Source organism: Agrobacterium sp. ST15.13.013 (assembly GCF_027956525.1).
In the GTDB taxonomy this organism is placed as follows: domain Bacteria; phylum Pseudomonadota; class Alphaproteobacteria; order Rhizobiales; family Rhizobiaceae; genus Agrobacterium; species Agrobacterium salinitolerans.
Genome location: NZ_JAQKGP010000001.1, coordinates 331,633 through 358,451, shown reverse-complemented (window position 1 = coordinate 358,451; position 26,819 = coordinate 331,633). Strand labels below are relative to the sequence as shown.

Sequence of the window (26,819 nt, the reverse complement as noted above, 5' to 3'; positions counted from 1 at the left end):
GCTGTCTGCCACGAGTGATTACACGAGCCAGCGTGAGCGATAGATGAACATGTCATAATTGCTAAGGCCAAAAAGGCGATCAACCTTTTCATTGTCTCCCCCTATATAATCAAAAGATGCATTTACCACGCAAATACACCCCAGGAGGGAAGTCAACGGATATTCTAAATTAGAATGTCTTTCATCAATTCCATCTACAATTTAAATTCACACCCCCCGCTTATTTCCCCATAACAGCACATGCAGCTGCGGCAACACACGCGCTGAAAACCAGCGATCCACGCTGACCTTGTCCACCAGCCACAACATCCGGTCCATCACCCCATCGATATCGACACGCGCATCGTCGTCATCCGGCGGTGGCGGGGTGTGGTTGCCGGGCTGGAGATAGACAGGCAGATGCGGGAAACGTGCGGATGCCGCCTTGGCATAGGCATAGTCCGCATCGTCGAACACCACGATCTTCAGCGCCACCTGCGGTCCGTCACCGGCGGCGGCAAGACAGCCTTCGAAGGCTTGCCAGTCGGTTTCCATTTCGCTCGATGGCGGCTTGGGGCTCAGCACCAGATGGTCGAGATCGGCAAACCAGTCTTTGGCGATACTGCCCTGCGTTTCCAGCGCAAAGCGATACCCCTCGCCCTGCCCCTTCGATATCAAAGATCCGAGCGGCTGGATGGCCGGATTGCCGCCAGACAGCGAGACCGTCAGCGGCACGCCGCCGGACAGCCGCCGCACCTCCTGCCAGATTGCGTCGACCGACATGGGTTTCCACGTTTCGCGATAATCGCTATCGACCGCGTGCAGCGTGTCGCACCAGGAACAGCGATAATCGCAGCCGCCGGTGCGCACGAAGACGGTCGGCAGACCGATCAGCAGACCTTCGCCCTGAATGGTGGGCCCGAAGATTTCGCTGATGCGGATCGTTGCGTCCTTCGCTGCAATCTTGTGTGCAGCCATCGTCATGGCCGGTATTCCGCCCAGGTCTTGGCGGTTTCGCTGACGCGCACGGCGCTGGTTTCCGGCAGACGCTCTTTGCACCAGTCATAAAAATGCTTCGCCAGGCATTCCGCCGTCACCCGGTCATGGCCGAGAACGTCATTCAGGTGGCGATGGTCGAACTTTTCGTCGATGTAGTGCTTCAGCGGCGCAAGCTCATGATAATCGCGCACGAAACCGTGCTCGTTCAGCGCTTCGCCTGCCAGCTCGATCTCGACAATGTAATTATGCCCATGCAGGCGATTGCACTGGTGATCCGACGGCAGGCTTTTCAACTGGTGAGAGGCGGAAAAGTGAAATTCCTTGGTGATGCGGAACATCAGCGCACCTCCTGCGCCGCAAAGGCGTGGGTAGCCGCCACCCAGAAGTCCGGGTCCTCATAGTCTGTCGGATCGGTGACGCCTGCCAGATGAAAGGCCTCGCGCCGTTCCACGCAGGTGCCACAGCGGCCGCAGTGGCGCAAGCCGCCTTTGTAACAGGACCATGTTTCACCGAAGGGCGTTCCATATTTTGCACCATCGGTCACGATGGCCGCCTTGGAAACGGTGACGTAGGGCGCGAAGAGTTTCACATCGGCATAGCCTTCAAGCGCGTGCGCCTGCATGGCGTTGAAGCTGTCGATGAAGCCCGGCCGGCAGTCGGGGTAGATGAAATGATCGCCGCCGTGCACGGCAATCGCCACCGCATCCGCCTGCTGCGCGGCAGCCAGCCCAAAAGCAATGGTGAGCATGATGGCATTGCGGTTCGGCACCACGGTGGAGCGCATGGTCTCCTCCGCATAGTGGCCATCAGGCACCTCCACATCGTCGGTCAGTGCGGAACCGGTGAGATGCGTGCCGATGGTTCTGATATCGATAATATGATGCGGCACGCCGAGCCGTCTGGCGCAATCGGCGGCAAAATCCAGTTCCTTCCTGTGGCGCTGGCCATAATCGAAGGAGACGAGAGCGAGAAGCTCATGTTCCGCGGCGATTTTATGCGCGAGCGAAACGGAGTCCAATCCGCCGGAGCAGATGACGATAGTTTTCATAATTTAGGATCCCTTGTTTTGACCGGGTGGGCTGCGACCGGATACGGCGCGGCTTTAAAGCAAAGCGAAGGGATTGTGAAGGGCTGCCGCGAAAACAGGAAAGCGGCGAAGTCGCCTTCGCCGCTTTCCGGATCATAAACGCACTAGCGCAGCAGCGCCTGCGCCTCCTCGATGCCGAGGGCTGCCGGCTGTGTGCAGGTCGTTGTCATCTCGATGAAGCGGCCTTCCTCACCGGACTTCAGGATCGAGGTCATCACGTCGATACCGTGCAGGGAGCGATCCAGCGAGCAACGTGCATCACGGCCCTCCAGAATGGCAATCGCCATATCGGCAAGGCCGGCCGTGCGGTAATTGGCGCGCGGGCCGTGGGGACTTTCCTGGTTGGAAATGCCGAAAGGATGCGCCCAGTCTTCCAGCGGCTGGATATTCTTGTCTCGGCCGCTGGCTTCGACAACCCCGCCGAAGAAATTGGGGTCCGGCACATAGATCGAGCCTTCCGTGCCGTAGAGTTCCATATTGGCGTGGCGGTGCGACCAGACATCCCAGCTGGCGGAAAGTGTGATCGTCGCACCGTTCACAAATTCCAGCAGCGCGTGGATATTGGTCGGCGTTTCGACGGGAATGACCTCGCCGTTCAGCGGCTGGCTGGTCACCGTACGGGTCGGATTGGCCATGCTTGTCAACGCGCCGACGCGCTTTATCGGGCCGATGAGGTTGATGAGGTTGGCAACGTAATAGGGACCGAGATCGAGGATCGGCCCGCCGCCCTTGAGGAAGAAAAAGCCCGGATTGGGGTGCCACATCTCCATGCCGGGGCTCATAACGTGGCAGGTTCCGGACGTGATGCGGCCGACCTTGCCGTCATCGATATATTGTCGGGCAAGCTGATGCGCACCGCCGAGGAAAGTATCCGGGGCGCAGCCGACGGAGAGATTTTTCTCGCGGGCGATGCGCCGCAGCTCCTCACCCTCTTCCAGCGAAAGCACCAGCGGCTTTTCCGAATAGACGTGTTTTCCCGCCTCAAGGGCTGCTTTCGACACCGGGAAATGTGCGGCGGGGATGGTGAGGTTCACCACCACATCGATTTCGGGATTGGCGAGCAGTTCCTCGATGGACTGCGCGACAACACCGAATTCTTCCGCCCTCAGCTCCGCCGCATTGCGGTTGAGATCAGCGCAGGCCAGCACCTTGATGCCCTTGAAGAGCGGTGCCAGCGAAAAATAAGCAGACGAGATATTGCCGCATCCGATGATGCCGACGCCAAGATCTCTGGCCATGATTTAAACTCCGAAAATTGAAACTTAGTAGGTTTTGAAGGACGCGATCGAGCGGGTGATCAGCCGGTCGATATCCTTCGGATTGTCGTGCTCGACCACGAAATGTTTCGTGGCGGATTTCGCCTTCAGCGCCGCGACGAGGCCTTTCCAGTCCACCGTGCCATGGCCGACATCGGCCCAGCCGTCCTCATCCGCATTCTCGCCAGCCGGCGCGATATCCTTGACATGCACGGCGGAGATGCGCTTGCCGTAGCTTTCGATCCAGGCGAGCGGATCGGCATTGCCTCTGATAATCCAGGCGATATCCGCCTCCCATTTCAGGTCCGGGCCGCCGGCAAAAATCTGCTCCTGCGGGGTGGAGCCGTCGGCGAGCTGCTTGAATTCAAAGTCATGGTTATGCCAGCCGAAAGTCAGACCGGCATCCACGAAGGGCTTTCCGGCCTCCTGCAGACGCTTGCCGAAGGCAAACCAGCCAGCGGCGTCTGTCGGGCGCTGATCAGGCATCAGATAAGGGCAATAGATTGCCTCTACACCCAGAACCGTGGCAATATTGAGCGCCTTTTTCGGGTCACCCTCGAGAAGATCGAGGCCGAAATGACCGGTCGGCATCGAAAGGCCGTTGGCTTCGAGTTCGGCGCGCAGGCCTTTTAGGCCTGGTTCATCCAGCGAAGCATACATCGCGCCATAACCCTCGACATGTTTATAACCCGCAGCCGAAAGCTTTTTCAGAATATCGGAAAAAGGCTGGAAATTGCGGGCGCTGTAAAGCTGAAAACCGAGTTCTGTCATTGTCTCCTCCATAGAGATCTGGGTCTTGGGATTGTGTGGGGGAAATCGGAGGCGTTCTAGAGCCGCTCCTCGCTTTGCGCGTCGAACAGTGAGGCCATCGTCATGTCGAGGCCGAGGCGCACCTTCGTGCCCGGAGAGAACCGCCTGTGGCCGCCGACGCGGACCGACATGGTGTGCCCGGCATGTTTCAGCCAGATCAGATTGTCGGCCCCCATCGGCTCCTCGATATCGACGATTGCCTCATGCACTTCGCCACCGACGATATCGGCATCGACCCGCACATGTTCCGGGCGCACCCCGAGAACGACGGCGCGGCCGCCGGCCAGCGGCGTTTCCGCATGATAACCGTCCAGCGCGAAGGTGACGCCGTTGGTGGTGAAAACCACCTTGCCGTCCTTTTCGATCAACTCGCCGCGCAGAAAATTCATCGAGGGGGAACCGATGAAACCGGCGACGAAGAGGTTCCGCGGTTTGTTGTAGATGGTGACGGGGTCCGCCAACTGCTGGATGACGCCGCTCTTCATGATGGCGATGCGATCCGCCAGCGTCAGCGCCTCGATCTGGTCGTGCGTCACATAGATCATGGTGTTCTTCAGCGACTGGTGCAGCCGCTTGATTTCGACACGCAATTCCGAGCGCAGCTTGGCGTCGAGGTTCGAGAGCGGCTCGTCGAACAGGAACACATCCACATCGCGCACCAGCGCCCGACCGATCGCCACGCGCTGGCGCTGGCCGCCGGAAAGCTCGGCGGGCTTGCGCTTCAGCAAAGGCTCGATCTGCAAAATGCCCGCCGCCCTTTTGACGCGGCGGTCGATCTCCTCCTTCGGCACCTTGGCGACCTGAAGGCCGAAGGACAGGTTCTTTTCCACCGTCATCTGCGGATAAAGCGCGTAGGACTGGAACACCATGCCAATGCCGCGATCCTTCGGCTCTTCCCAGGTGACGTTGCGGTCCTTGATGTATATCTGTCCGTCGGTCGGTTCCAGAAGCCCGGCAATGCAGTTGAGAAGGGTCGACTTGCCGCAGCCGGACGAGCCGAGCAGCACGAGGAATTCGCCGTCATAAATATCGAGATTGAGATCTTTCAGCACGGCAACGGCGCCGAAGGACAGTGAAAGATCGCGGATGGAAACGCTTTTGTTCATATAGCTCAACCTTTTACTGCGCCGGCGGCAATGCCGCGGACGAAAAGCCTGCCGGAGACGAAATAAACGATCAGCGGCACGGCCCCGGTCAGAAGCGTGGCGGCCATGTTGACGTTGTATTCCTTCACGCCCTGCACGGAGTTGACGATGTTATTGAGCTGCACCGTCATCGGGTAATATTCCGGCCGGGTGAAGACGACACCGAACAGGAAGTCGTTCCAGATGCCGGTCACCTGCAGGATCATCGCCACGACGAAGATCGGCAGCGACATGGGCAGCATGATGCGGAAATAGATTTGCCAGAAGTTCGCGCCGTCGATGCGCGCTGCCTTGAACAATTCCTCCGGCAGCGAAGCGAAATAGTTGCGAAACAGCAACGTCAGGATCGGCATGCCGAAGATGGTGTGCACGATGACGAGACCGGTCAGCGTGCCATAGACACCCATTTCCCGCAGCACGATGACGATCGGATAGATCATTACCTGATAGGGGATGAAAGCGCCAATGATAAGGATCGAGAAGAACAGTTCCGATCCCTTGAACTTCCAATTCGCCATAGCGTAGCCGCTGACGGAAGCGACGATGATGGAAATGACCACCGATGGTACGAGAATGCGCACGGAGTTCCAGAACCCACGCGAAAGCCCGTCGCAGTTAAGCCCGGTGCAGGCATTCGCCCAGGCTTTCACCCAGGGTTCGAAAGTGATTTCCACCGGCGGCGCGAAGATGTTGCCGAGCCGGATTTCCGGCATGCCTTTCAGCGAGGTCACGACCATCACGTATAGCGGCAGCAGGTAATAGGCGGCAGCCACAAACAGCGTGCCGTAAAGAATGATGTTGCGGCGTGAAAAGGTCTTCCTCGGTTTCCTGCCGCGAGGGCCGGAAAGGTCCGGGGCAACCGCATCGCTGGCGGCGACAACCGTGTTCAATGTGCTGATATTAGCCACGCTTCTTGCCTCCGAATTCGAGGTAGGCCCATGGAATGACGATGATCGCGACCGTCAGGAGCATCATTGTGGAGGCGGCAAAGCCCTGCCCCAGATTCTGCGCCTGAAACATGTAGTCATAGACATATTTCGCCGGCACTTCGGACGCGATGCCCGGCCCGCCGCTCGTCTGCGCCACGACAAGATCGTAAACCTTGACGATGCCGCTGGCGATGATGACCAGCGTGGTGATGAAGACCGGCCGCATCATGGGAATGATGATGAGAATATAAGTCTTCCACATCGGAATGCCGTCGACGCGCGCCGCCTTCCAGATATCCTCGTCAATGCCGCGAAGACCGGCGAGCATCAGGCACATGACGAGCCCCGTGCCCTGCCAGAGCGCGGCAATCAGAATGCCGTAGATGACGATCTGGGAATTATAGAGCGGATCGAAAGTAAAGCTTTCCCAGCCCATCGAGCGGACCACGGACTGGATGCCGAATTCCGGGTTCAGCAGCCATTGCCAGACGAGGCCGGTGACGATGAAGGACAGGGCGAAGGGATAAAGGAAGATCGTGCGGAAGGTGTTTTCAAAGCGGATCTTCTGATCCATCAGCGCCGCCAGCACAAAGCCGATAACGAGGCTGAGAATCAGCGACAGAATACCGTAGATCGCCAGGTTCTGGATGGAGACGATCCAGCGTGGTGCTGCCCACAAACGCTCATATTGATCGAAGCCGATAAAGCTTGCCCGCGGCAGAAGCTTGGAATTGGTGAAGGAATAAACCACTGTCCAGATCGTGCCGCCGAGGAAAATCACCATCGCGGTCAGGATCATCGGAATGGAGGCAATCTTGGAATTGAGATTGCGGAAAAGCTGGTTGGGGCGCCCTGAGCGCGCTTGCCCTGCCATGTTACCTCCTCCTGTAACGTTACAGTTAGCGGTCAGGCAAAAGCCTCGCCGCATGAAACCCCTGCCCGTGCTGGTGATTTTGCACAGGCAGGACGCTGGAAGGGAAAGCGTCGAAGCGCTTTCCCACCCGGAGAGATCACAATCAGTCCGCCGAACCGATAATGTCTGCGAAGCGCTTCTGCCCGTCTTCCGCCGACATCGAGCCCGCGAAGAACTCCGCCATCAGGTCTTCCTTCTGTTTCTGCGTATCGGTAGAAATCAGCTGGTCGGTGCTGGTCAGCGCATTGCCCTTGGCCAGAATTGCCAGACCCTTTTTCATGCAGTCATTGGCTGCATTGAGGTCGACGTCGCCGCGGATCGGCAGCGAGCCTTTCTTCAGGTTAAAGGCAACCTGCGTTTTCGGATCGACGATGGTTGCGGCAAGAACGTCCTGCGCCTTGGTTTTCGCCTCGTCCTTCAAAACAGGGAAATAAAAGGCGTCGCCACCCGTGGTGAGGTATTCACTAAGACCAAGTCCGGGAAGGCAGGAATAGTCCGTGCCGGCTTTCTGGTTGGCAAGCTGGAATTCACCCTGCGCCCAGTCCCCCATGATCTGGCCGCCGGCCTTGCCGGTGATAACCATGTTGGTGGCCTGGTTCCAGTCCTGAACATTGGTGCCCTTGGCCATGTCGCGCGCCTCGACGGCAGCCGCGAAAATCTTCGCCATCTCAGGCCCGGCTGCAGTCTCGGCATCCTTGTCGCCATAGACTTTCTGATAAAGGTCCTTGCCGCCGAGCGAAAGCGTCAGCGTGTCGAACAGGCCGTTGGCCTGCCAGGCCTGCCCACCGAGCGCGAGCGGCTGGATACCGGCCTTTTTCAGCGCCGGTGCGGCGGCGACAAACTCCGTCCAGTTTTTCGGAACTTCGACGCCCGCCTTCTTGAAGGCTTCATTGGAAAGCCACAGCCATTGCCAGGAGTGGATGTTGACCGGCGCGCAATAAATCTTGCCGTCGATGGTGCAGCTGTCAAGCAGGCTCGCGGGCTTGATGACGTCTTTCCAGTTGCCCTTTGCAGCAACATCGGACAGGTCGCGCATCAGGCCTGCTTGAACAAGCTCTTCCGCCTGCCGGCCGTGGTTGAACTGGGTCGCACCCATCGGGTCACCGCCGGTGATGCGGCTGATCATGATCGGCCGGGCCGTGCCGCCCGAACCGGCAATCGCACCGTCAACCCATTTGTTACCGGTGGCGTCGAAAGCCTTGGCCAATTCGGCGACCGCGGCGGCTTCGCCGCCCGATGTCCACCAATGGGTCACCTCAAGATCGGTGGCCCCGGCGATACCCGCCGGAATCATGACGCTGGCCAAAAAGGCCGCAGAAATAACACGCATTCGCATGAGTCTCCTCCCTCACTGAAACGTTACAGTTGGAACGTATGCGAAGATTTTTGATTAGGCAACCGCCTAAAATACGAATCTCGATGTGGCAATTTCGGACATGCCTTGCGACTGGAAACCTCGCAAATCGACGACCGGCGGCATGCCAGGTCCTGCCGGCCTGCCCCTTCCATTCCTACAATTTCTGCAAGGGACGCGGCTGCCGCATCCGTATTTGAATAAGGGGGCTCACCCTTTAAACATACAAACGAGCCGGAACGCCTTCCGCCTCGCCTCTGTCGTGCTGCCTCACAACACTATCCATTATTGCCTCTTATAGTCATCCTCGATGCGGATGACATCATCCTCGCCGATATAGGCTCCGGTCTGGATTTCGACCAGTTCGAGCGGAATCTGCCCCTCATTGGCAAGCCGATGTGACTCGCCGATCGGGATGTAAACCGACTGGTTCTCCGTCAGCAGCCGGGTTTCCTCGCCAATCGTCACCGTCGCCGTGCCCTTGACGACGATCCAGTGTTCCGAGCGGTGATAATGTTTCTGGAATGAGATGCGGTGGCCGGGATCCACCGTGATGTGGCCGACCCGGTAGCGCTCGTCCACATACATATGTTCGATATAGCCCCAGGGGCGATAGACCCGCTTGTGGGTCTGCGTCTGCGGCGCGTGTTCGCCATTCTTCAGCGTCTCCACCAGCCCCTTCACGTCCTGCACCCGGTTTTTCGGCACCACCAGAACCGCATCCTTAGTGGCCACGACAACCATGTCCCTGGCGCCCACCACCGTCGTCAGCAATTGCGTCGAATGGATGAGGCAGCCTTCCGAATCGATGAAAACGCCGTGGCCTTCCAGCGCATTGTCGTTGCCGCGCTTGTCGGCAATTTCCCAGATCGCATCCCAGCTGCCGATATCCGACCAGCGGAAATGTCCGTGCACCACCGCCATGCGTTTGGTCTTCTCGATCACCGCATAGTCGATGGAATTTTTCGGCGAAGCCTCGAAGCTTTCCTGATGCAGGCGCACGAAACCCAGGTCGCTTTCATATTGCTCGACCGCTTGCGTCACCGCCGCCAGAATCTCCGGGGCAAAGGCCTTCAGCTCGGCAATCATCACATCGGAACGGAACAGGAAATTGCCGGAATTCCAGAGATAACCTTTTTCCAGATAGGAGATCGCCGTCTTCATATCCGGCTTCTCCACAAAAGCATCCACGGTGCTGAGGTCTTCCTCGCCGTCGATCGCCTCGCCCGGCTTGATATAACCGTAGGAGGTGCGCGGTTCGGTCGGTACCAGGCCGAAGACGACGATATTGCCCTGATCGGCGGCTTTTGCGCCGAGTTTCACGGCGTCGGAGAACTTGTCGGCATCGAGCACCACATGATCGGCGGCAAGCGCCAGCACCAGGCATCCTGGCTCGCGGCGCTCGGCCAGCACGGCGGCGGCGGCCATGGCGGCGGCGCTGTCGCGGCGGGCGGGCTCCAGCACCACCGTCGCCGGCAAATCGATTTCTTCCGCCTGACGGCGGGCGAAGAAACGGAAATCCTCGTTGGTGATGACAAGCGGCTCGGCATAGAGGCTCTTGTCGCCCACCCGCTGCAACGTTTGCTGATAGGTCGAAAGATTGCCGACCAGCGGCTGGAACTGCTTGGGCAACTGATCGCGCGAGACGGGCCAAAGTCGGGAGCCCGCACCGCCAGCCAGAAGAACCGGCGTGATCTTTCGAGTATGTTCCTTCACGGCAAAACCTTTCCAATATCAAAAATTTTCCGGCGCGCCGGACAATATACATATTTCCCAATGCCGCCATCATCGGTTTGCGAGCGGGCAAGCGCAAGCTCATAAATTCGCCTTGTGAAAGCTTGGTGAATGAGCAACAGGGCATTTGGAGGACATGTCGATTGCCCGGGGACCCGTTTCGCTAACGCGACATGGCTTGCGAGGTTCCACAGAACTCGCCACGGAAACGCCCACGAGGATCGCGGCAATGCACCACCCGCGGATCCGCATCTGCGGTCGGGCGGTGGCGCACGGGCCCGATAATCCAGCAACGGGTCAAGAACGTCGACTTAATCGATTAAATCCGGCCGCAAATTTCATCACGCTTAAATTTGCTGCACTGAACAACATTCAAGACTTGGCAGACGCGCGAAAAATACAATAACAACGGCGGATATTTTTACAATGTTATCGACACGAAAGCACGTTCAGCCCATGTCCGACACGACGAAGCCCGCCAGCACAAGAACATCGGTTACGGATCAGGAAGCCCTGGATTTTCACGCTCAAGGCAGGCCGGGGAAACTGGAAATCACCCCGACCAAGCCGATGGCGACGCAGCGGGATCTGTCGCTTGCCTATTCGCCTGGCGTGGCCGTACCAGTGAAAGCCATCGCCGAAAATCCGGCGACCGCTTACGATTATACAACGCGCGGCAACATGGTTGCGGTCATCTCCAACGGCACCGCCATCCTGGGTCTCGGCAATCTCGGCGCTCTGGCCTCCAAGCCGGTCATGGAAGGCAAGTCGGTCCTTTTCAAGCGCTTCGCCGATGTCGATTCCATTGACCTCGAGGTCGATACCGAAGACGCCGATGAGTTCATCAATTGTGTGCGTTACCTCGGACCCTCCTTCGGCGGTATCAATCTGGAAGACATCAAGGCGCCGGAATGTTTCATCATCGAAAGCCGCCTGCGCGAGCTGATGGACATTCCCGTTTTCCATGACGACCAGCACGGCACCGCCATCATCGCCGCCGCCGGCCTCATCAACGCCATCGAGTTGACGGGCCGCGACTTCAAGACCACCAAGCTGGTCTGCAACGGCGCGGGCGCTGCGGCAATCGCCTGCATGGACCTCATCAAGGCCATGGGGTTCAACCCTGAAAACATCACGCTCTGCGATACCAAGGGCGTGATCTATCAGGGCCGTGCCGAAGGCATGAACCAGTGGAAATCCGCCCATGCGGTGAAAACCAACAACCGCACGCTGGCGGAAGCCATGAAGGGTGCGGATGTGGTGTTCGGCCTCTCCCAAAAGGGCGCTTTCAGCGAAGAGATGATCCGCTCCATGGCGCCGAAGCCGATCATCTTCGCCATGGCCAATCCGGACCCGGAAATTACGCCGGAAGAAGTGTCGCGCATCCGCGACGACGCCATCATGGCGACCGGGCGTTCGGACTACCCGAACCAGGTCAACAACGTCCTCGGCTTTCCCTATATCTTCCGTGGCGCGCTCGATGTTCGCGCCAGCCAGATCAACGATGCGATGAAGATCGCGGCGGCACAGGCGCTGGCCGATCTTGCCCGCGAGGATGTGCCTGACGATGTGGCCGCCGCCTATCAGGGCAATCGTCCGCGCTTCGGGTCGCAATACATCATTCCGGTTCCCTTCGATCCGCGCCTGATTTCGGCAATTCCTGTGGCCGTGGCGAAAGCAGCGATTGAAACCGGCGTCGCCCGCCGGGAGCTGCCCGATCTCGATGCCTATGCCCGCGAGCTTTCCGCCCGTCGCGACCCGATGGCTTCCACCACGCAGCGCCTTTACGAACGGGTGCGCCGCTCGCCCAAGCGGGTCGTTTTTGCGGAAGCCGAAGAAGAACAGGTCATGCGCGCGGCGATTTCCTTCACCGCGCAGGGCCTCGGCACCGCCATCCTGCTCGGCCGTGACGACATCATCCGGGCCAATGCGGAACGCGCCGGCATCGATCTCGACCGCGCCAATATCGAGATCACCAATGCGCGCCTTTCCAGCCGTGTCGATGCCTATGTCGATTACCTCTATGCGCGCCTGCAGCGCGGCGGTTTCCTGCTGCGCGACGTACAGCGCCTGATCCATAACGACCGCAACCATTTCGCCGCCTGCATGGTGGCGATGGGCGATGCGGACGCCGTGGTCACCGGCGTCACCCGCAATTACTCCACGGCGCTGGAAGATATTCGCCGTTGCATCAACACAAAGCCCGGCCATCGCGTCATCGGCGTTTCGCTGGTGGTCTCGCGCAACCGAACCGTCTTCGTTGCCGATACGGCCGTGCATGATATGCCGAATGCCGAGGACCTGGCGGATATCGCCGAAGAGGCCGCCCACCTTGCACGCCGTTTCGGTTACGAACCGCGCGTTGCCATGCTCGCCTATTCCACTTTCGGCCAGCCGGTCGGCGAACGCTCCGACAAAGTACGTGAGGCCGTGAAAATCCTCGACAAGCGAAACGTCAATTTCGAGGTCGATGGCGAAATGTCGGCCGATATAGCACTCAACCATCACCGCATGCAGAGCCAGTATCCCTTCGCGCGTCTTTCCGGCCCGGCCAATGTGCTGGTCATGCCCGCCATCCATTCCGCCTCCATCTCCACCAAGATGCTGCAGGAACTGGGCGGCGCGACCGTCATCGGCCCGCTTCTCGTCGGCCTCGACAAGTCGGTGCAGATCACTTCGATGGGCGCGAAGGACAGCGACATCGTTAACATGGCGGCAATCGCGGCCTACAACGCCGGTCGTTGAGACGGGCTGGAGGTTGCAGCACGTTTCTTCGCACCGGCGAGGCGCGTTGCAATATCCATCGCCTGGCCCCTTTCTGGTCTGGAGATTTTGGAAGCGTATCGCTCGCCCGCCTCTGTCTGAGGCGGGCTTTTTCGTGGTCTTGAGGGTGGTTTGGGTGGATTTCAGGCCCGATGAGGCGTTGTCGGCGTCGGCAATGTCACCCAAAGGGGCGTGTTGAAAGCCACCGCTGCTAGCAGGATCTGCGCCTTTGTCTCGACGATCCCACGGTAGCGGATCACGCCGGGGCCAATACGGTTCTTCAGTGTGGCAAATGTCGTTTCCACGGCCGCCCGACCCTTCAATATCATCGGGTTAAGGCGGACAAGACGCAGCGTCAGGATACGGTGACGCCGATTCGGCCGGCGCGTCGGCGATGGGGGCAACGCTACCGTCACCCCCGACATTCCCGTCAAACGTAACGATTGACCACGTTTTCCAGATACTCCTGACGGCCTGACTTCGGCTCAGGATTGATATCCTCACGCTCGACCAGCGCTGCAATCTCTTCCAGCTTCAGCTCGCCACGCAGCATCTTCTGCGCTTCAGCCGAATCCCACTTGGCGTAACGCTCGGCAAGCGGCTTCGACAGCGCGCCATCCTCGATCATCTTCGCCGCTGCTTTCAGGCCACGGGCGCAGCAATCCATGCCGCCGATATGGCCGATCAGCAGATCCTGCGGATCGAGCGACTGGCGGCGCAGCTTGGAATCGAAGTTGGTGCCGCCATTCTTGAAGCCGCCGCCGGCCAGAACATGGTAATAGGCAAGCGCCATTTCCGGCACGTTGTTGGGGAACTGGTCGGTATCCCAGCCGGACTGGTAGTCGTTGCGGTTCATGTCGATGGAGCCGAAAATGCCGAAGGCATTGGCCATGGCCAGCTCATGTTCGAAGGAATGGCCGGCAAGGATGGCATGGCCCTGCTCGATATTGACCTTCACTTCCTTTTCGAGACCGTTCTTCTGCAGGAAGGCATAAACGGTGGCGACATCGTAATCGTACTGGTGCTTGGTCGGCTCCTGCGGCTTCGGCTCGATCAAGATCGTGCCTTCGAAGCCGATCTTGTATTTATATTCCACCACAAGATTGAGGAAGCGGCCGAGCTGGTCAAGTTCACGCGACAGATCGGTGTTGAGCAGCGTTTCATAACCTTCACGACCGCCCCACAGAACATAGTTGGCGCCGCCAAGCTTCTTGGTGGCATCCATGCAGGTCTTCACCGTCGCGGCGGAGAAGGCGAAGACGTCAGGATCGGGATTGGTCGCTGCACCCGACATGAAGCGGCGGTTGGAGAAGAGGTTGGCCGTACCCCACAGCAGCTTCACGCCGGTATCGGCCTGCTTCTGCGCGAAATAATCGACGATCTCATTGAGGTTCTTGGTGTTTTCGGCAAAGTTCTTGCCTTCCGGGCGCACATCGGCATCGTGGAAGCAATAGAACGGTGAACCGAGCAGCGAGAAGAATTCGAACGCCACGTCCGCCTTCAGTTTCGCGGCCTGCATGGTGTCTTCGAACCACGGACGCTGAAAGGTCTGGCCGCCGAAGGGGTCACCGCCCGGCCATGTGAAGGTGTGCCAATAGGCTACCGCGAAACGCAGGTGATCTTCCATGCGCTTGCCGGCGACGATCTCGTCGGGATTGTAGTGGCGGAAGGCCAGCGGATTGGTGCTGTCGGGGCCTTCATATTTGATCTTGGCGATATCGCCGAAGAAGCCTGTCGTCATTGGGTGGTTCCTCCATGGTGGGTTTAAATCGTGTTTGAAAATTTCAAGGTTGGAGGGTGTGGCTCACCCCCCTCTGTCCTGCCGGACATCTCCCCCTCAAGGGGGGAGATCGACTAGTAGTTACGTCCTCACCTCTCGCGAGGCGGAGTATGAAGTGAGGTGTCCGCCACTTGCCGATCTCCCCCCTTGAGGGGGAGATGCCCGGCAGGGCAGAGGGGGGTGACGCCGCACACGCCGCGTCTCACTGCGAAAGCGCCCTTATCGCCGGATAAAGCGCATGATACCGCCTGTAAGCCTCTTCGTAAGCATCGCCAAGCGCTGCCACCGGCTCAATCGTCCGCGCCGTCTCCGGCTGCGAGCAAACCGCCACCGGATCGGCGCCAGTGGCGGCAATCAGGCCAAGGCGGGCGGCACCAAAGGCCGCACCGAAATCACCCTCGGCCGGAATATCCACGGGAACGCCCAGCGAGGTGGCGATCGAGGCCAGCCAGTAAGTCGAGCGCGAGCCGCCGCCGATGGCGGTGACGCGGGAGATTGACGTGCCGGCCGATTTCAGCGCTTCGAGATTATCCCGGATCGCAAAGGTAACGCCTTCCAGCACGGCCTGGGTCAGCGCCTTGCGGTCGCTTTCATGGGACAGGCCAATGAAGGAGCCACGGATGGCCGCGTCATTATGCGGGGTGCGTTCGCCGGAAAGATAGGGCGCGAAAGTGACGCCGGAGGGGGCCAGAAGCGTCTCGCCGAGTTCACTGGTCAGATCGGCAGCGGATTGGCCGGTGAGGCGCGAATACCAGTTCAACGCATCCGTCGCGGAGAGGATGACGCCCATCTGGTGCCAGGTGTCGGGCAGCGCATGGCAGAAGGCATGCACGGCGCTTTCCGGCTTCGGCAGGTAAGAGGCGTTGGCGGCAAAGAGCACGCCCGATGTGCCGAGCGATACGAAGGCATGGCCTTCCTTCACCGTGCCCATGCCGCAGGCGGAAGCGGCATTGTCGCCAGCACCACCGGCGACCACGGCACGGCCGGAAATGCCCCATTCGGAAGCCAGCTCACTGCGCAGAACGCCCGCCTCATCCGTGCCTTCCACCAGCGACGGCATGTGTTTTTCATCGAGCCCCGTCGCCGCAAGCAGATCGGAAGACCATTTGCGCGCGCCGGTATCCAGCCAGGCGGTGCCGGCGGAATCGGACATTTCCGAGATATACTCGCCGGTCAGCCATAGCCGCAGATAATCCTTCGGCAGCAATACCTTGGCCACTTTCGCGAAGATGTCGGGCTCGTTCTTCGCCACCCAGGCAAGCTTCGGCGCGGTAAAACCGGGGAAGACGATATTGCCTGTTATCTTGCGGAAACGTGGATCGGCATCGAGAGCGGCAGCCTCGGCATGGGAGCGTGTGTCGTTCCACAGGATGCAGGGGCGCAGCACCTTGCCTTCGGCATCCACAAGCGTCGCGCCATGCATCTGACCGGAAAGGCCAATGCCCTTGACGGCGGCAAGCTCTTTCGCAAACTTCTGCTTCAGGCCGGCAACGGCGGTTTTTGTCGCGGCGATCCAGTCTGCCGGGTTCTGTTCGGACCAGCCGTGATGCGGGCGCGAAACATCCAGCGAGCCGTTGGCCGAGCCGATGATTTTCTGATCGCCGTCCATCAGCAGGGCTTTGACGCCTGACGTGCCAAGATCGAGACCGAGATACATGTATTTCTCCATTCCGGCGCTCCGTGCGCCGCTTTCAGCAGTTTTATTCAGGGAAGATTGTCCCTGAGGAAGATGTCGATACGAATACGTTCCTGCGCGGCGATGACAGGCAGCCCATCGGCGCGCGCCTTCAACACGCGGATGGCGCTGCGCACCTCATGGCCAGCATCCTGGTTGAGCACGGCATCGAGCAGCCCTTGCCGCAGCGCATTGGCGGTGTTTTCCGTCAGTTCATGGGCGATGACCGAAAGCGCTCTTTCGCCATCTGCGGCCCCAAGCGCGCGGATGAGACCGCGATTGCCGGCACCGAGACTGTAGATGCCTGACAGTGCGGCATTGCCCAGCGCCTTGGACACCAGCGCTTCGACGGTAAAAGGATCGTCCCTGCCCTCCAGCACGGGCAACAGCCGCAAGTGCGGGAATTCCGCTTCGAGGACGGCGCGAAACCCTTCCAGACGCTCGCGATGGTCACGCACCAGCATGGAGCCGGCAACAACGGCGACATCGCCACCACGCCCGGAGAGAAAACGCCCCATCAGGCTCGCCGCCGTGCGCCCGGCCGCGACATTGTCAACGCCGGCATAATGATCGCGCCGCGAGCCGGAAAGGTCGGAGACCAGCGTCACGGTGGCAATGCCATCTTCCGCCAGCCGGTCGGCGGCCTCGGCCACATCTTCGGAATCTGTGGCGACGAAGGCGACGCCGGATGGTTTTTCCCGCCGCGCGACCTCAAGAGCCTCGGTCAGCGCCGCCGCATTGAACGGCGGCACCTCGATCACACGGATAGCCGTGCGCTCCAGATGCGAACGACCAGCCGCAGCCCGCACCTCGGCGCGCAATGTCGCCATGAAGGAATTGTCATTGCCGGGCAGAATGAAGACCATGGAATAGTTGCGGCCCTTGGCCAGATTGGCGGCAGCGATATCGCGCACATAACCAAGCTCGGCAATGGCGGCTTCCACCCGCGCCCGCGTCGCCGCATGCACGCCAGGGCGCATGTTCAACACCCGGTCGATGGTGGCAAGGCTGACGCCTGCCCGCTCTGCAATATCGTGAACTGTCGGCTTCATGGCTCCTCCCTCCTCCTTTGCATATCCAGCTTTGCCGCCGCCGTAAATCGAAAAATGACGTACGTACCTCATATTTCATCGACCGGCTGCGGAATATCAATGCCCGCATGGGCTGAGGTTAATAGAGCGTCCGCCGGTAGTCTTGCTCCAGCTGCTCGTCCATCTTCTGCATCTCGCGCCCGTCCCTCGGCGCCCCCGTTGTCTCCTCGAGAATGATCTTGATAAGCGAGGGCATTTCCGACCGGACCTGCAAATGCGCGGGATCCCACAGGTGGGAGCGCCGGAACGCCTTGGCGCAATGCATGAAGACCTCATCAACCTTCACGACGATGGCAAGTTTGGGGATACGATCCGCAACGCTCATGAGCTTCAGCAGTTTGGGATCGTTGCTCAGTGTCGCGCGCCCGTTCACCCGCAGGGTGTCGTCAAAGCCGGGCACGATGAACAACAGACCCACAACGGGGTTGGCGATTATGTTGCTGAGAGTATCAAGGCGATTGTTGCCCGGCCGGTCCGGGATCACCAGGGTGCGGCCATCAAGAACCTTTACGAAGCCCGCCGGATCACCGCGCGGGCTGACATCGGCCTTTCCTGCGAGATTCTGGGTGCCGATGCAGAGAAACGGGGACCGTCTTATGAATTCCTGCGCATGTACGCCAAGCCTGTCCTGACACTTCTGTATCGCCAGCGCATGTGTCGGCTCAAACAACCCGCGAAGCGACTGCTCATCCGTTATGGCAAAGTCTGGCCTGATTGCAAAGTTTGGAGTGAGTTCCAAGTCCGTCATGATCTCCCCCTCTGAACAGCTCTGCCCAGCGGCAAAAATCCAGGTCAACCGTCCTCCCGGCCCCGATTTCGCTCCCTCTGTGCATTTTTTTGAGGTACGTACCTCAATGATTGGTATACATGGATTGCCCGTTGCGATCAACAGCTGAAATCGGCCAACAGCCGCATTGGAATTTTGGACGGACGCAAAAAAGGGGCCGTCATTCCGACGGCCCCAGCTCTGCGGTGGATGGGAGGGAATTGTTATCAGTGCGCCGCGTCTGGCGGCGGCGCTGCCTTGGGTTTCTGAATCAGCACGGTCATGAAGATCAGGCTGGAGAACAGGATCGTCAGCGCGAAGAACACATCCGCGAAGGCCAAAATCCATGCCTGCTGCGAGACCATGCCAACCATTTTCTTGACCGCGACGGAGGCGCCGTCCAGGCCGTAGGAATCGTAGTTGGCGCCGACATTGTTCAGCCATTCCAGCGCCTGCGGGTTGGAGTAGCTGATATGTTCGGCCAGCCGCACATAATGGTCGTCCGTGCGCTGCGACAGCATGGTGTTGATGATGGCAAGACCAACCGCGCCGCCGAGGTTACGGGTGAGGTTGAAGAGGCCGGATGCATTGCGGATACGGGCGGGCGGCAGCGTGCCGAGCGCGATATTGTTGATCGGCACCATACACATCATCAGGCCGAAACCGCGCAGGATTTGCGGGATCAACAGCTCGTAGAAATCCCAGTCCGTCGTCACATGCGTCATGATCCATGTGCCGCAGCCGAAGCTGATGAAGCCGATGGCCATCATGATGCGCGGATCGAGCTTGGTGGAGACCTTGCCGGCAATCGGCGCGGTGAAGAACATGGCAAGACCGGATACGAACATGGTCTCGCCGATCATCAGCGCATCATATCCCCTCACCCGGCCGAGATAGAGCGGGTAGAGATATGTAAGGCCATAAAGCCCGATGCCCATGACGAAGGAGAAGAGCGAGCCGATGGAGAAGTTGCGGTCGGCAAAGGCGCGGATATCCACGACAGGGAATTCCACTTTGAAGGCGCGCCAGAAGAACACGACGGCGCCGACGACCATCGCAATCGAGCCCAGCACAATGTGTTCGTCGTTGAACCAGTCCTTGTTGTTGCCCTCTTCCAGCACATATTCCAGCGAGCCGAGGAAAACCGCCATCGAAAGCAGACCCCACCAGTCGAACTTCTTCCAGAGCGACTTTTCCGGCTTGTCGAAATCGATCAGGCTCCAGGTCAGGATGGTGACGATGATGCCGGGGATAATGTTGACGAGGAACAGCCAGTGCCAGGAAAAGGCATTGGAAAGATAACCGCCGACCGTCGGGCCGATGGTGGGTGCGAGCGTGGCGACAAGACCGATGATCGGCGAGACGACAGAACGCTTCGACGGCGGGAAGATGGTGAAGGCCGCCGCAAAGACCGACGGGATCATACCGCCGCCGATAAAGCCCTGGATCGCGCGATAGACGATCATCTGGTCGATATTGGTGGCGGTGGCGCAGAGCGCGCTCGATATGGTGAAGCCCGCAGCACAAGTGGCGAAGAGCACCCGCGTGGAGAGGATGCGCGCCAGCGTGCCCGACAGCGGGATCATGATCACTTCCGCGATCAGATAGGACGTCTGCACCCAGGCGATCTCATCCGAGCCGGCACCGAGGCCGGCCTGGATTTCCGCAAGCGAGGCGGAGACGATCTGAATGTCGAGAATGGACATGAACATGCCGAAGACCATCGCGAAAAACGCGATGAGCCTGCGCCTGTCCATCGGGGGATCGGCGGGGATGGACGCCCCGCCCGTACCGACAACCGTAGCCGCCATGATCTTGACCTCAACGGCGCATCAGCGATGCGCCTTACTTGGCTTCCGGGTTGGCTTGCGCCGTTTTCGTGGTTTCCGGCGCCGTGCGGGTATCGACATCGACAACAACGCTGAGGCCGGCGCGCAGATTGTGCTTTTCAAGGTCTTCCTTGGAGAAGACGATACGAACCGGCACGCGCTGGATGACCTTGGTGAAGTTGCCCGTCGCGTTTTCCGGCGGCAGCATGGAGAAGACCGAGCCTGAGCCGGGCGAGATCGACTGCACCGTGCCTTCGATGGTCGCATCGTCGAAAGCATCGACATGGACGCGAACCTTCGAACCCGGCACAACGCGGGCGAGCTGCGTTTCCTTGAAATTGGCGTCGATATAAAGCTCGTTCATCGGCACCAGCGACGCCAGGCGCTTGCCGACAGACACCAGATCGCCATTCTGCACCGCCAGATTACCGATGACGCCGTCATAGGGCGCCTTCAGAACCGTGAAGGACAGGTCACGGGCGGCCTTGTCACGCGAGAGCTGCAGCGAACGGATGGTGCTTTCGGCTTCCTCGCGCTGGGCACGCAGAAGTTCCACATTGGCCTTGGCCGAAGCGATGGCTGCATCGCCGGCCACGACATTCGCCTTGGCCTGATCAAGCGCGACCTGCGCGTTGTCGGAGGCGGCGACCGTGCCGACATCCTTCGCCTGTAGCTCGCTCGCGCGCTTCTGGGTGATTTCAGCGCCGCGAAGGGCGGCATCCAGCGCGCCCTTCTGGGCAACCGCCTGTTCCAGTGCAGCCTCGCCGCCGATGATCTGCGCATCGATGCGCTTCAGCGACAGTTCTTCGGTGCGGATCTGCGCTTCGGCCTGCTCAAGGGCGATGCGGTAATCGCCGTCGTCCAGCGTCACCAGCGGATCGCCTGCCTTCACTTCCTGGTTCTCGACGACGTTCACCTTGGCGACGTAGCCGGAAACCTTCGGGGCGATGACGGCAATGTCGCCTTCAATATAGGCGTCGTCCGTCGACACAAGGAAGCGCCCGTCGGTCCACCAGTTATAACCATACCAGCCGGCACCGGCCAGCAGGGCGACGGCGATGACGGGGAGAAGCTTGGAACGCTTTTTCTGCTTCGGCGCAGCCGTCGTCTGAGCAGGCGGCGCGGCCGGAGCCTCGGCCGGCTTTGCGGGAGAGGTCTCGGCCTTGGCGGAGATATCCGCCTCTTCCGCATCGTTGACGGCGCGAACCGCGCTATTCTTCTGGGCCGACATGAGAGCTTACCGTGATAGATTGAAGAAAGTTTTTCGAACTGAACCGTTCGGTTCGATTGACATAATCTCTTTCCTGACACATATCAAGTGTTATCGAACCGATTGGTTCGACGTTCGGTTAATTTTTTTTACGCCATTGCAATGCTAAGAGGCGGTAGCGATGGCAGGTGAAGACAGGGATATGGAGACGGAAACGGAAACGGGCTGTCCGGGCAATGCCGCCGGGCGTTTTGCGGCGGGCGAAGACCCGGCCAAACGCGAGCAGATTCTGGCAGGTGCCTGGCGCGTGTTCAAGCGCAAGGGTTTCGATGCCGCCAGCATGAACGACATCACGCGCGAGGCGGGCGTTTCCAAGGGCACGATCTATGTCTATTTCTCCAACAAGGAGGACCTGTTCGCCGCGCTGGTCGATCACCACCGGCAGGAATTCGCCAACTCGATGCGCGATATTCTCGCCGGCACCGAAGAGGTGCGCGACGGACTGAGACAATTCGGCAAGGCCTTCGCCAACAAGATGATCTGTTCCGAGATGATCCCGGCCATGCGGTCGGTCATCGGCGTCATCGACCGCATGCCGAAATTGGCGCAGCGCTTCTTCATCGCCGCGCCTAACAATGTCCGCACCGTGCTCCAGGATTTTATCGAACATCATGTCGCGCTCGGCCATCTGCAGGTCGATGACGTGGAACTGGCCGCCCGGCAATATATCGAGCTTTCCACCGGCACCTTCTTCAAGCTGCGCCTGTTCGGAGAAATCGAAGGCCCGGTTCCGGAAGAAGAGCTGGACCGGGTGATAGCCAGCGCCATTATGGTATTCATGGCCGCCTACGGAACCGACAAGGCCTGAAATCATTCAGCAACGGAAAATACGCCAATACGCGGACTGCGCGAAATTTCGATGAAATCCTGCGCTGTGGAGCCATCATTTCCTTGTTTCTCGCGTATTGCGCTATAAGTTCCACCCACCGAATGTTTCGGCTGGCCTTGTTGCTGAAAGGAAAAACGACCTGATGGAGTCCATTCTCCCTCTTTTATCTGACCCCGCCGCCTGGGTGGCGCTCGTCACGCTGATCGTCATGGAGGTCGTGCTCGGCATCGACAACCTGATCTTCATCTCCATCCTCACCAACAAGCTGCCGCCCGAACAGCGCGAAAAAGCCCGCAAGATCGGTATAGGCCTTGCGCTCATCATGCGCCTCGGCCTGCTCGGCACCGTCGCATGGATCGTGCAGCTCACCACGCCGGTCTTCGAAGTCTTCGGCCATGCTTTCTCGTGGAAGGACATGATCCTCATCGCCGGCGGTCTTTTCCTGATGTGGAAGGCCACGAAGGAAATTCACCACAATGTCGACCCGGAAGATCACAAGGAAGACATGGTGGGCGGCCCGGCCGCGATGAATTTCGGCGCCGCCATCGGCCAGATCCTGCTGCTTGACCTCGTCTTCTCGGTAGACAGCATCATCACCGCCGTCGGCATGACACCGCATCTGCCGATCATGATCGTCGCGGTCATCGTGGCCGTCACCGTCATGCTGCTGGCCGCAACGCCGCTCGCCAACTTCATCGAGCGCAACCCTACCATCGTCATGCTGGCGCTCGCCTTCCTGATGATGATCGGCACAACGCTGATCGCCGAAGGCATGGGCTTCCATGTTCCGAAGGGCTACGTCTATGCCGCCATGGCGTTCTCGGCGCTGGTGGAACTGCTCAACATGCTCGCCCGCAATGCGAGGCGCAGGAAGAAGGCCAGCGCGGAAGAGGCGCATTGACGGCACTTCCTTTTGTCATGCCGGACCAGATCCCGCATATTTTCAGCCCAGGCCCTTGGGCTGAGAAAACTCTTCCCGCCGCGTGAGAGCCCCGGCGGCCGGATACCGGTTCAGGGCCGGCATGACGGAAAGGCAGGAATGGCCGTCTCCACTCCGGAACCGCTTCACCCCGGCTTGCGTTCTTTGATATCCTCGTCGATAGAGTCATTCTCCGCTTCTCCTTCGAAAGCATGAACCAGCATGACGACAGACCAGATCCTCGCCTTCACCGTCATCGCCGGCATGATGGTTGCGTTCATCTGGGACAGGCTGCGTTACGATGTCGTCGCCTGCAGTGCGCTGCTCGTGGCGGTGGTTCTTGGCGTCGTGCCTTTCGACAAGGCTTTTTCCGGGTTTTCGGATGATATCGTGATTATCGTCGGCAGCGCTCTGGTGGTCAGTTCGGCGGTGGCGCGGTCAGGCGTCGTCGACATGACGATCAAGAAATATTTTCCCGAAATGCATTCGAAGAGCCTGCAACTTGCCTTCCTGATGATCGTCGTCGCGGTCATGTCAGCCTTCATCAAGAATATCGGCGCGCTCGCCATCATGATGCCGGTCGCTTTCCAGTTCGCCCGCAAGTCCGGCAGTCCGGTCTCTTATTATCTGATGCCCATGGCCTTCGCCGCACTCCTGGGCGGGCTGATGACGCAGATCGGCACCTCACCCAATATCGTCGTCTCACGACTGCGCGAAGAAATGACCGGGCAGAGTTTTTCGATGTTCGACTTCACGCCCGTCGGAGCCGGCCTCACCGTCATCGGCATCATCTTCCTGACCTTCGGTTACCGGCTTCTGCCGGTGCGCAACCGCGAAAAGGCCTCTGTAGAGGATATTCTCGACCAAGCCTCCTATACGGCGGAAGCGACGCTGCCGGCGGACAGCAACTTTGCGGAAAAGCCGCTGCGCACGCTGCTGAAACAGGCCGATGGCGACGTGATTGCCAGCACGATCCTGCGCGGGCCGCGGCGCATCTCCCCCTTCCCCGACGTGAAGCTCAAAGCTGGCGACACTATTCTGCTCGAAGGCAGCCCGGAGGGGCTGGACCGCATCGTCTCCCAGGCAAAGTTGCAGCTCTCCGGCAAGCCGCTGATGGAGAACGGCCAGAAGACCGCCGATCTCATTTCCATGGAGGCGGTCATCAGCAATGAATCGGTGCTGAGCGGCATTTCCGCGCGCGAGCTTTCACTCTCTTATACGCGCGGCGTCAACCTGATCGCCGTCAGCCGGCGCGGCCAGCGTGTCAGCCAGCGGCTCTCCGAGCTGACATTGCAGGCGGGCGATGTCGTTCTTCTACAGGGAAGCCGCAAGAACCTGCCGCAGGTGCTGCAGGAATTTTCGCTCTTACCGCTGGCGCAACGGGAAATCCTGCTGGGCGTGCAGCGCCGCGCGCTTTTGCCCGTCATCGTGCTCGCCGCCGCCATGATCGCCGCCGGCAGCGGGGTGGTGCCGGTCTCCGTCGCCTTTTTCGCAGCCGCCTTCCTGATGATCGTCGTCGGTGCGATCCCGCTGACCGAGGTCTATAAATCCATTGACGGACCGATCCTCGTCATGCTCGCCACCCTCATTCCCGTCAGCGACTCGCTCCGCACCACCGGCGCAAGCGAACTCATGGCCGCCTGGCTTGGCCAGGCCGCGCAGGGATTGCCGCCCTTTGCGGCGCTCGGCATGATCCTGCTCACAGCCATGGCGGTCACGCCCTTTCTCAACAATGCCGCCACCGTGCTGGTCATGGCCCCCATCGCCGCCGGTTTCGCCACCACACTCGGTTTCAAGCCAGAGGCCTTCCTGATGGCGGTGGCAATTGGCGCGGGTTGCGATTTCCTCACCCCCATCGGCCACCAGTGCAACACTCTGGTCATGGGCCCCGGCGGTTACCGCTTCAGCGACTATCCGCGGCTTGGCCTGCCGCTGTCTATCATGATCGTCATCGCCAGCATTCCCATGCTACTTTACGTCTGGCCCGTGAACTAGGACGCGAACCGGCGTGCTGAACCAGGGCGGACCGCCGCCGTGCGAAGCCGCGTCGCCTTCGTATTTCCTTGACGCCTGCGGTAGAATATGGCCTAAGCCGAAGCCGAACGGGAATGTGTAAAAGACGCTTTCATTGTGCCTTCCGACATGATTTCCTGCCGCATCCAAACGAAAACAACGTGACAGACGGGTGAAGCCGCCCCGATGTCACTGCCACGTCACGACGAGTGAATTTCATGACCACTTCCGGCGTTCGCGTCCGCATTGCACCTTCCCCCACCGGCGAGCCGCATGTCGGCACCGCCTATATCGCCCTGTTCAACTATCTCTTCGCCAAGAAACACGGCGGCGAGTTCATCCTGCGCATTGAGGATACCGACGCCACCCGCTCGACCCTCGAATATGAGCAGAAGGTGCTGGAAGCCCTGCGCTGGACCGGCCTCACCTGGTCGGAAGGCCCCGATGTCGGCGGCCCTCACGGCCCCTACCGCCAGTCCGAGCGCAAGGCCATGTATTGGCCATATGCCGAAGAACTCCTCGAAAAAGGCCATGCCTTCCGCTGTTTCTGCACGCCCGAGCGGCTGGAGCAGATGCGCGAAGCCCAGCGCGCGGCCGGCAAGCCGCCGAAATATGACGGCCATTGCCTCAACCTGAAGGCCGAGGAGGTGACCGCCCGCGTTGCCGCCGGTGAAGCGAACGTCGTGCGCATGAAAATTCCGACCGAAGGGTCGTGCGATTTCCATGACGGCGTTTATGGCGACGTGTCGATCCCCTGGGATTCCGTCGACATGCAGGTGCTGATCAAGGCCGACGGCATGCCGACCTATCACATGGCCAATGTCATCGACGACCACCTGATGAAGATCAGCCATGTGGCGCGCGGCGAAGAATGGCTGGCATCTGTGCCCAAGCACATTCTGCTTTACCGTTATTTCGGCTGGCAGGAGCCGGTGTTCATGCATCTTTCGCTGATGCGCAACGCCGACAAGTCGAAGCTTTCCAAGCGGAAGAACCCGACCTCGATCTCCTATTATTCTGCGCTCGGTTACCTGCCGGAAGCGCTGATGAACTTCCTTGGCCTGTTTTTCATCCAGATCGCCGAGGGCGAAGAGCTTCTCACCATGGAAGAGCTCGCCGCAAAGTTCGACCCGGAGGCGCTTTCCAAAGCCGGCGCCATTTTCGACATCCAGAAACTGGACTGGCTGAACGGCCGCTGGCTGCGCGAAAAGCTCTCGCCGGAAGAGTTCATTGCCCGCACACTGGAATGGGCGATGGAGAATTCCCGCCTGACCGAGGGCCTGAAGCTTGCCCAGAGCCGCGTTTCCAAGCTCGGTGAGCTGCCGAACCTTGCCGGCTTTCTGCTGGCAAGCGATGCTGGCCTGACGCCCGCTTCCTTTGCCGGGCTGAAGAGCAAGCCGGAGGAAATCCACGAAATTCTCACCACCGTTGCAGCAGACCTCGAAAAGATGCCTGACTGGAACGTGGAAGCCATCGAGGCCGAGCTGCGCGATGTCGCCGAACGCACCGGCAAGAAGCTGCGCGTCGTCACCCCGCCGCTGTTCGTCGCCATGTCCGGATCGTCGCGCTCGCTGCCGCTGTTTGACTCGATGGCGCTGCTTGGCCGCTCTGTGGTGCGCCAGCGCCTGAAGGCTGCGATTACCGTTGTGGCCACGATGGTTGGCAGCGGAAGCTGATA

Annotated in this window: 21 protein-coding genes and 1 pseudogene; 5 read left to right on the top strand and 17 right to left on the bottom strand. The window is 59.8% G+C overall.

Annotated features, from left to right (window positions below; all coding sequences use genetic code 11):
- Positions 1–207 precede the first annotated feature (207 nt).
- The 10 genes from queE to PL597_RS01665 all read right to left on the bottom strand — a co-directional run bounded on the left by queE (position 208) and on the right by PL597_RS01665 (position 10,188).
- Positions 208–963 carry a 7-carboxy-7-deazaguanine synthase QueE gene (gene queE, locus PL597_RS01710; RefSeq protein ID WP_137411613.1) on the bottom strand — a complete coding sequence of 252 codons (756 nt, stop codon included), beginning with the start codon at positions 961–963 and terminating at the stop codon, positions 208–210.
- Positions 960–1,316 (bottom strand): 6-carboxytetrahydropterin synthase QueD, encoded by a 357-nt coding sequence (gene queD, locus PL597_RS01705; RefSeq protein ID WP_269827316.1) that lies wholly within the window; start codon positions 1,314–1,316, stop codon positions 960–962. The genes queE and queD overlap by 4 nt, the downstream gene beginning before the upstream one ends.
- A complete protein-coding gene (gene queC / locus PL597_RS01700) occupies positions 1,316–2,026 on the bottom strand; it encodes a 7-cyano-7-deazaguanine synthase QueC (protein ID WP_269827315.1) in 711 nt (236 codons plus the stop codon). The genes queD and queC overlap by 1 nt, the downstream gene beginning before the upstream one ends.
- Positions 2,027–2,169: 143 nt before the next feature.
- Positions 2,170–3,303 carry a Gfo/Idh/MocA family protein gene (locus tag PL597_RS01695; RefSeq protein ID WP_077985007.1) on the bottom strand — a complete coding sequence of 378 codons (1,134 nt, stop codon included), beginning with the start codon at positions 3,301–3,303 and terminating at the stop codon, positions 2,170–2,172.
- 24 nt (positions 3,304–3,327) lie between these two features.
- A complete protein-coding gene (locus PL597_RS01690; protein WP_142911929.1) occupies positions 3,328–4,092 on the bottom strand; it encodes a sugar phosphate isomerase/epimerase family protein in 765 nt (254 codons plus the stop codon).
- A gap of 56 nt (positions 4,093–4,148) precedes the next feature.
- Positions 4,149–5,237 (bottom strand): ABC transporter ATP-binding protein, encoded by a 1,089-nt coding sequence (locus PL597_RS01685; RefSeq protein WP_077985297.1) that lies wholly within the window; start codon positions 5,235–5,237, stop codon positions 4,149–4,151.
- 5 nt (positions 5,238–5,242) lie between these two features.
- The gene (locus PL597_RS01680; RefSeq protein ID WP_137411610.1) at positions 5,243–6,184 is read right to left on the bottom strand and encodes a carbohydrate ABC transporter permease; all 942 of its coding nucleotides are present in this window, start codon (positions 6,182–6,184) and stop codon (positions 5,243–5,245) included.
- Complete coding sequence (locus PL597_RS01675) at positions 6,177–7,079, bottom strand: carbohydrate ABC transporter permease (RefSeq protein ID WP_271364470.1); 903 nt, start codon at positions 7,077–7,079, stop codon at positions 6,177–6,179. Before PL597_RS01675 ends, PL597_RS01680 begins: the two co-directional genes overlap by 8 nt.
- A 142-nt stretch (positions 7,080–7,221) precedes the next feature.
- On the bottom strand, positions 7,222–8,454 hold the full coding sequence (locus tag PL597_RS01670; protein WP_271364469.1) for an ABC transporter substrate-binding protein: 1,233 nt from the start codon (positions 8,452–8,454) through the stop codon (positions 7,222–7,224).
- Between the two features lie 303 nt (positions 8,455–8,757).
- Complete coding sequence (locus PL597_RS01665) at positions 8,758–10,188, bottom strand: mannose-1-phosphate guanylyltransferase/mannose-6-phosphate isomerase (protein WP_142911930.1); 1,431 nt, start codon at positions 10,186–10,188, stop codon at positions 8,758–8,760.
- Positions 10,189–10,662: 474 nt separating this feature from the next.
- Between PL597_RS01665 and PL597_RS01660 the strand changes: the two genes are divergently transcribed.
- Positions 10,663–12,951, top strand: coding sequence for an NADP-dependent malic enzyme (locus PL597_RS01660; RefSeq protein ID WP_077985012.1), 2,289 nt, complete (start codon positions 10,663–10,665; stop codon positions 12,949–12,951).
- Positions 12,952–13,112: 161 nt separating this feature from the next.
- On the opposite strand, the pseudogene PL597_RS01655 reads toward PL597_RS01660, so the two are convergent.
- From PL597_RS01655 to PL597_RS01625, 7 genes and pseudogenes are all read right to left on the bottom strand, one after another.
- Positions 13,113–13,361 (bottom strand): annotated as a pseudogene (locus PL597_RS01655) (transposase); the annotation flags it as partial.
- 38 nt (positions 13,362–13,399) lie between these two features.
- Positions 13,400–14,710 carry a xylose isomerase gene (gene xylA, locus PL597_RS01650; RefSeq protein WP_077985014.1) on the bottom strand — a complete coding sequence of 437 codons (1,311 nt, stop codon included), beginning with the start codon at positions 14,708–14,710 and terminating at the stop codon, positions 13,400–13,402.
- 241 nt (positions 14,711–14,951) lie between these two features.
- Positions 14,952–16,406, bottom strand: coding sequence for a xylulokinase (gene xylB, locus PL597_RS01645; RefSeq protein WP_142911932.1), 1,455 nt, complete (start codon positions 16,404–16,406; stop codon positions 14,952–14,954).
- A gap of 47 nt (positions 16,407–16,453) precedes the next feature.
- Positions 16,454–17,476, bottom strand: coding sequence for a LacI family DNA-binding transcriptional regulator (locus tag PL597_RS01640; protein WP_271364468.1), 1,023 nt, complete (start codon positions 17,474–17,476; stop codon positions 16,454–16,456).
- 118 nt (positions 17,477–17,594) lie between these two features.
- A complete protein-coding gene (locus tag PL597_RS01635; RefSeq protein WP_271364483.1) occupies positions 17,595–18,263 on the bottom strand; it encodes an MSMEG_1061 family FMN-dependent PPOX-type flavoprotein in 669 nt (222 codons plus the stop codon).
- A gap of 245 nt (positions 18,264–18,508) precedes the next feature.
- Entirely contained in the window at positions 18,509–20,092 is a 1,584-nt protein-coding gene (locus PL597_RS01630) for a DHA2 family efflux MFS transporter permease subunit (protein WP_142911934.1), read from the bottom strand.
- 34 nt (positions 20,093–20,126) lie between these two features.
- On the bottom strand, positions 20,127–21,341 hold the full coding sequence (locus tag PL597_RS01625; RefSeq protein ID WP_137411603.1) for an HlyD family secretion protein: 1,215 nt from the start codon (positions 21,339–21,341) through the stop codon (positions 20,127–20,129).
- A 160-nt stretch (positions 21,342–21,501) separates the two neighbouring features.
- Here PL597_RS01625 and PL597_RS01620 point away from each other — a divergent pair, with 160 nt between their 5' ends.
- The 4 genes from PL597_RS01620 to gltX all read left to right on the top strand — a co-directional run bounded on the left by PL597_RS01620 (position 21,502) and on the right by gltX (position 26,817).
- Entirely contained in the window at positions 21,502–22,188 is a 687-nt protein-coding gene (locus PL597_RS01620; RefSeq protein WP_080795819.1) for a TetR/AcrR family transcriptional regulator, read from the top strand.
- Between the two features lie 163 nt (positions 22,189–22,351).
- Positions 22,352–23,110: a TerC family protein gene (locus PL597_RS01615; protein ID WP_077985298.1), complete on the top strand. Its 759-nt coding sequence runs from the start codon at positions 22,352–22,354 to the stop codon at positions 23,108–23,110.
- Positions 23,111–23,350: 240 nt separating this feature from the next.
- Positions 23,351–25,123 (top strand): SLC13 family permease, encoded by a 1,773-nt coding sequence (locus PL597_RS01610; RefSeq protein ID WP_077985021.1) that lies wholly within the window; start codon positions 23,351–23,353, stop codon positions 25,121–25,123.
- 236 nt (positions 25,124–25,359) lie between these two features.
- Positions 25,360–26,817, top strand: a complete 1,458-nt coding sequence (gene gltX / locus PL597_RS01605) for a glutamate--tRNA ligase (RefSeq protein WP_269823563.1) — start codon at positions 25,360–25,362, stop codon at positions 26,815–26,817.
- Positions 26,818–26,819 lie beyond the last annotated feature (2 nt).

Coding starts and splice junctions, on each gene's coding strand:
- queE (WP_137411613.1), bottom strand. CDS start 963: ATGACGATGGCTGCACACAAGATTGCAGCGAAGGACGCAACGATCCGC.
- queD (WP_269827316.1), bottom strand. CDS start 1,316: ATGTTCCGCATCACCAAGGAATTTCACTTTTCCGCCTCTCACCAGTTG.
- queC (WP_269827315.1), bottom strand. CDS start 2,026: ATGAAAACTATCGTCATCTGCTCCGGCGGATTGGACTCCGTTTCGCTC.
- PL597_RS01695 (WP_077985007.1), bottom strand. CDS start 3,303: ATGGCCAGAGATCTTGGCGTCGGCATCATCGGATGCGGCAATATCTCG.
- PL597_RS01690 (WP_142911929.1), bottom strand. CDS start 4,092: ATGACAGAACTCGGTTTTCAGCTTTACAGCGCCCGCAATTTCCAGCCT.
- PL597_RS01685 (WP_077985297.1), bottom strand. CDS start 5,237: ATGAACAAAAGCGTTTCCATCCGCGATCTTTCACTGTCCTTCGGCGCC.
- PL597_RS01675 (WP_271364470.1), bottom strand. CDS start 7,079: ATGGCAGGGCAAGCGCGCTCAGGGCGCCCCAACCAGCTTTTCCGCAAT.
- PL597_RS01670 (WP_271364469.1), bottom strand. CDS start 8,454: ATGCGAATGCGTGTTATTTCTGCGGCCTTTTTGGCCAGCGTCATGATT.
- PL597_RS01660 (WP_077985012.1), top strand. CDS start 10,663: ATGTCCGACACGACGAAGCCCGCCAGCACAAGAACATCGGTTACGGAT.
- xylA (WP_077985014.1), bottom strand. CDS start 14,710: ATGACGACAGGCTTCTTCGGCGATATCGCCAAGATCAAATATGAAGGC.
- xylB (WP_142911932.1), bottom strand. CDS start 16,406: ATGTATCTCGGTCTCGATCTTGGCACGTCAGGCGTCAAAGCCCTGCTG.
- PL597_RS01640 (WP_271364468.1), bottom strand. CDS start 17,476: ATGAAGCCGACAGTTCACGATATTGCAGAGCGGGCAGGCGTCAGCCTT.
- PL597_RS01635 (WP_271364483.1), bottom strand. CDS start 18,263: ATGACGGACTTGGAACTCACTCCAAACTTTGCAATCAGGCCAGACTTT.
- PL597_RS01630 (WP_142911934.1), bottom strand. CDS start 20,092: ATGGCGGCTACGGTTGTCGGTACGGGCGGGGCGTCCATCCCCGCCGAT.
- PL597_RS01625 (WP_137411603.1), bottom strand. CDS start 21,341: ATGTCGGCCCAGAAGAATAGCGCGGTTCGCGCCGTCAACGATGCGGAA.
- PL597_RS01620 (WP_080795819.1), top strand. CDS start 21,502: ATGGCAGGTGAAGACAGGGATATGGAGACGGAAACGGAAACGGGCTGT.
- PL597_RS01615 (WP_077985298.1), top strand. CDS start 22,352: ATGGAGTCCATTCTCCCTCTTTTATCTGACCCCGCCGCCTGGGTGGCG.
- PL597_RS01610 (WP_077985021.1), top strand. CDS start 23,351: ATGACGACAGACCAGATCCTCGCCTTCACCGTCATCGCCGGCATGATG.
- gltX (WP_269823563.1), top strand. CDS start 25,360: ATGACCACTTCCGGCGTTCGCGTCCGCATTGCACCTTCCCCCACCGGC.